The sequence below is a fragment of the Runella sp. genome (assembly GCF_027484545.1).
Taxonomy (GTDB): Bacteria; Bacteroidota; Bacteroidia; order Cytophagales; family Spirosomataceae; genus Runella.
The window spans coordinates 1-4,414 of the sequence record NZ_JAIXST010000207.1; the positions used below are offsets into that span (position 1 = coordinate 1).

Below are 4,414 nucleotides of genomic sequence, written 5' to 3' on the forward strand. Positions count from 1 at the left end.
AATCGAGTCACGCAGGGGAATTGCACCCCCACGTTCTCACGGAACCGTGCGTGAAAGTCTCCCTTCACACGGCTCTTCTTGTTTATAAATCGCATTTATGGATGTACCAGCGCCCAGTGAACAAATAGCTTAGGATTGTCTTTGTATATATGTTTTAACCATCTGACTGCGTCATATTTATACAAACCCTTCTCCCATTTGACCCATTTCAATAGTCGGTGGTTGAGTTGATTCCAAACATATCGCATTGATTTATTTTCAAATTTATGGTAATAATTGATTAAACCACGACTAATTTGATTCACCTCTTTGGCGATTAATAGCAATGGCTTACGCCATTTATGAATCTCCAAAGATTTGAACTTTTGCAAGATGCTTTTCTTCGACTTAGTACTGACAAAGGTGCTGGGAACTACCTTGAGCCTCTCTTTGAATTTGACCATGCTCGGCTTAATGGTGAATCCAAGAAAATCATACTTCTTTGCATATTCCTGTATGGACTCCCCTCTCAAGTTCACTATTTGTGTCTTTGTAGGGTGCAAGTTGAGTTTGCAATCGTTCATGCGTCTGGTAATTCCCTTCATCATAAACTGCGCCTGTTTCTCCGTCTTGCAATGTACCACCATGTCGTCGGCATACCTTTCAAAGGGCTTCTCAGGATGAATTTTCTCCATCCATTTGTCAAATACTACATGCAAGAAGATATTGGAAAGTAAAGGGCTGATTACCCCACCTTGGGGCGTACCTGATGTGGATGGGACAAAAGTTTTGTCATTTTGTACCACTCCTGCCTCTAACCACCTTCTTACATACATCAACACCCACTTATCTTGGCAGTAGTGAGCTACCGCTTTCAATAACAATTCATGGTCTATGTTGTCAAAGTATCCTTTGATGTCTATATCTACCGCAAAATCGTGGTTGAATGTGTTGATTTGTGCCGAAATTACGGCATCATGGCAACTACGATTGGGACGATAACCATATGAACTCTTGTGAAATTGTGGTTCAACTATCCTCTCAAGATGTTGTCTGACTACCTGCTGGGCTATGCCGTCGAGTAGGGTTGGAATACCTAAATTTCGTATTCCCCCGTCTTTCTTGGCAATAGCCACTTGTTTGACAGGCTGCGGGAAGTAAGTGCCTGATGCCAGCCGATTCCATAGTTTGAAGAGTTCCGTTTTTAGATTTTTATCCAAATACGTCCAACTCATGCCATCTATGCCTCCGCTACCGCCGTTGGCTCTTACTTCTTTGTACGCTTGCCAAACCATTGCTCTGGTTATTGGTTGCGATTTTGTTTCATAGTAATCAATCATCCCATTGCTGGTTGTAAATTGTTTTGAAACCAAACAAGCTCAGTCCTTCGCTCCATCTCCGTTACAGAAATCTCAACACTACTACAACTGAGTCTGCCACCGTTGTCTCATGGCATCCATCCATGACTGCTTCTTCTCTCGATTTGACAGTGCGACAACGACTTCACTTGTTCCTTAATACAGCCTATAAGATGTTGCTGCCAACTTTACCCCGGATGCCACGCAACCAGTAATCAGGTATCTGTTGCATTCTTATCGCAAGTACAAACGTAACTACCTGCTTTTGACATCGTCTTTGCCCTATCGAGGCTTCATCGTTGGTTACTTTTCGTTCAGCTCCATCTTACCCACCTACAAGAATCGTTGTTCTGGTTTTTCCTTATCGCTCACCACAATATAGTTTCCAAATATCGCAGCATAAGGTGGTTTGATAACTACTCCTGAAAGTCGTCATCGGAAGTCCAATTCATCTACATTTTAGCCCTCGAAGTCAGCCGTTCAGTTCGCTCGAACTCCGCACTTTATGATTGTTAATAGTAGATGCCTTCCATCTGTTTTAAAGCATTCTTACTAAGTTGATGCTTAGCTCAATTCAAGTCACACACGTTTTTGGGCTTGGCGAAGGGACGATTTTTGGCATAAAAGTTCAATAGAATTCTCAATGTTGAACTTAGTACATATATTTCATTCAAGCACTGAACCCGCTTTTTTGCCAAACGCCTGTTGAACAAAACCTTCGGTAGCTATATTAGCCCAAAAGGGTTAATTTTACGGCAAATTTAAACTTAAAATTAATTATGACAAAAAAAGAATGCTGATGAGCGCTCATCAATCGCGCCAGTAGAGAAGAGCCTGGCTTTCAAGAGTTAATCCACCGTTTTGAGCGTAGTATTTCGATACTTGGCCGCAGCCCAAGTACTTTCAAAAACTATTCCATGCATATTGCGGCCATTGCGCTGCATTATGGTAAAATCCCCACCGAACTCGATCAAGAGCAGGTCCATGAGTATCTCTTTATGCTCCAACAGCGGAGCATAACCCCATCCCAACCCTATTTCAAGCATACCTTTTATGGGCTTCGTTTCCTCTTAAAGAGCGAAGGCTTGCCCTACAGTTACCTGCAAAAGGTAAACAAACTTCCCGTTGTATTGAACAAACAGGAGGTTTGGGCGATGCTCAAAGGGTGTAGTTTGCTTAAACACAAGGTCTTAATCGGTCTGTTGTATGGATGCGGACTGCGTTGTTTGGAAGTTCGGAGTGTAAAATTGGCGGATTTAGACTTTGACCGTAGGCAACTAAAAGTAGTGCAGGGTAAAGGTAAAAAAGACCGCTATGAGCCACTATCTGAGCATCTTATTCGAGGACTTATCGGACCGCCGACGCGGAAGTTATATTTCAGTGGAAAGACCCACCGACTACCTCTTTGGTGGAGTAAATATTATAGACCGTGCAGGCGGAGACTTTGATTCTCGTTACAGCCAAAAAGGGGTACAATGGGCTGTGAAAGAAGCCGCCAAACGAGCTGGTATCATCAAGGACGTCCATGTACACACGCTGAGGCATACTTGCGCGACTCATTTGTTGGAAGATGGCATGGATATAATCAGTGTCAAGAATTTTCTGGGACATGAGAACATCGAGACCACTATTCGGACCGCCGATGCGGCTATATCTTCATGTGGCGCAGTTGCAAACCAAACCCGTTTTTAGCCCACTTGACACGTTGTTTTCGCAGTGCAGCCTGTTTGGGAAGTAGCCCATGTGCTGGGTCGGCTGGGCGATGGCATTGAAGATTTGGGATTAAATGGTTGGCAAGTTCGCACCTTGCGAGCGATACAACATTGTAGAACTTCTGTCATGGGCGGTCATGTAGATGCCTGTGATGCCTGCGGCCACATTGCTATCAGTTACAATTCTTGCCGCAACCGCCACTGCCCTAAGTGTCAAGGCCACAAGCGAGAAGAATGGATACATCGGACCGCCGAAGCGGGCACGGGAGGCTGATTTATTGCCGGTACCGTATTTTCATGTGGTTTTTACGCTGCCTTCTGAGTTGAACCCATTGGCACTTCATCAGCCCAAATTGGTTTATGATTCGTTATTTGGGGCTGTTTGGCAGACCTTAGAAACTTTTGGCAAGCAAAAGGGCTTGCAGATGGGTATGATGCAGCATACATGGGGTCAGAATCTGAGCTTACACCCACACCTACATTGCATCGTTCCAGGCGGTGGTGTAGATGCCAAGGGCAATTGGCACAATCTGCGAGCGGATGGTAAGTTTTTGTTTGCAGTAAAAGCACTCAGTAAGGTGTTCAGAGCCAAGTATATAGGTGAGTTGAGCAAAAAACTGGAGATAGACAAAGCGACCAGAGAAGCACTTTTTAAGAAAAATTGAGTGGTGTATTCCAAGCGGCCTTTTGGAAGTCCCAAATCAGTGGTGGAGTATCTTGGGCGTTACACGCACAAAGTGGCCATTAGCAACCATCGCATCCAGCAGGTGGATGACGAATGTGTTAGGTTTTCCTACAAAGATTACCGCCAAAATGGCTTAAAAAAGAGCATTACACTAACCCACAGTGAGTTTATCAGGCGCTTTACTCAGCATATATTGCCCAAACGTTTCGTTAGAATACGTCATTTTGGTGTACTTTCAAGCACATGGAAGCGTGTAAAGTTCAAGAAGTTGCGGGAGTATTTTAAGCTAAAACCGGCAGAAGCACCCGAACCCAAAACCTTGCTAAGAAAGTGCCGATGCTGTGGCGAAGGAAATTTAGTAACGATTGAGGTATTTGGACCTTGGGGCCCGCCTGCCTCATACATGGGCGTTTGCCAAAGTGAAAGCAACGATCCCGTTAGCTAACGGGATGGGTAGGGGAGTTTATGCACTAACCCCAACAAAAACCCATGAAAATGGAGCATAAACAGCTGTAAAAGCAAAAAGCAGGTCAAAAACCTGCTCTCAGCATAGTTACCTGCCCGACGATAACTCCATAACAAAAGAAAAGGGGTTGGTGAGCACTCACCGCCACCGAAGGTTTCGTTCAACAGCGGTTTCATGCCTTGGCTTTCAGCCACCACGAAACCTTAGTTATTGG

General features: G+C 44.4%; 2 protein-coding genes and 2 pseudogenes. 2 read left to right on the top strand and 2 right to left on the bottom strand.

Going from position 1 to position 4,414, the window contains the following annotated elements:
- Positions 1-95: 95 nt before the first annotated feature.
- Both ltrA and Q0081_RS19395 read right to left on the bottom strand, forming a co-directional pair.
- A complete protein-coding gene (gene ltrA, locus Q0081_RS19390) occupies positions 96-1,319 on the bottom strand; it encodes a group II intron reverse transcriptase/maturase (protein ID WP_298357125.1) in 1,224 nt (407 codons plus the stop codon).
- A gap of 866 nt (positions 1,320-2,185) precedes the next feature.
- A complete protein-coding gene (locus Q0081_RS19395; protein ID WP_298357128.1) occupies positions 2,186-2,323 on the bottom strand; it encodes a hypothetical protein in 138 nt (45 codons plus the stop codon).
- A 168-nt stretch (positions 2,324-2,491) separates the two neighbouring features.
- Here Q0081_RS19395 and Q0081_RS19400 point away from each other — a divergent pair.
- Positions 2,492-3,029, top strand: a pseudogene (locus Q0081_RS19400) (tyrosine-type recombinase/integrase).
- 24 nt (positions 3,030-3,053) lie between these two features.
- Positions 3,054-4,179 (top strand): annotated as a pseudogene (locus tag Q0081_RS19405) (IS91 family transposase).
- The last annotated feature ends 235 nt before the right edge of the window (positions 4,180-4,414 follow it).

Excerpts from the sequence above, each read along its gene's own strand:
- ltrA (WP_298357125.1), bottom strand. The coding sequence starts at position 1,319 with ATGATTGATTACTATGAAACAAAATCGCAACCAATAACCAGAGCAATG.
- Q0081_RS19395 (WP_298357128.1), bottom strand. The coding sequence starts at position 2,323 with ATGGACCTGCTCTTGATCGAGTTCGGTGGGGATTTTACCATAATGCAG.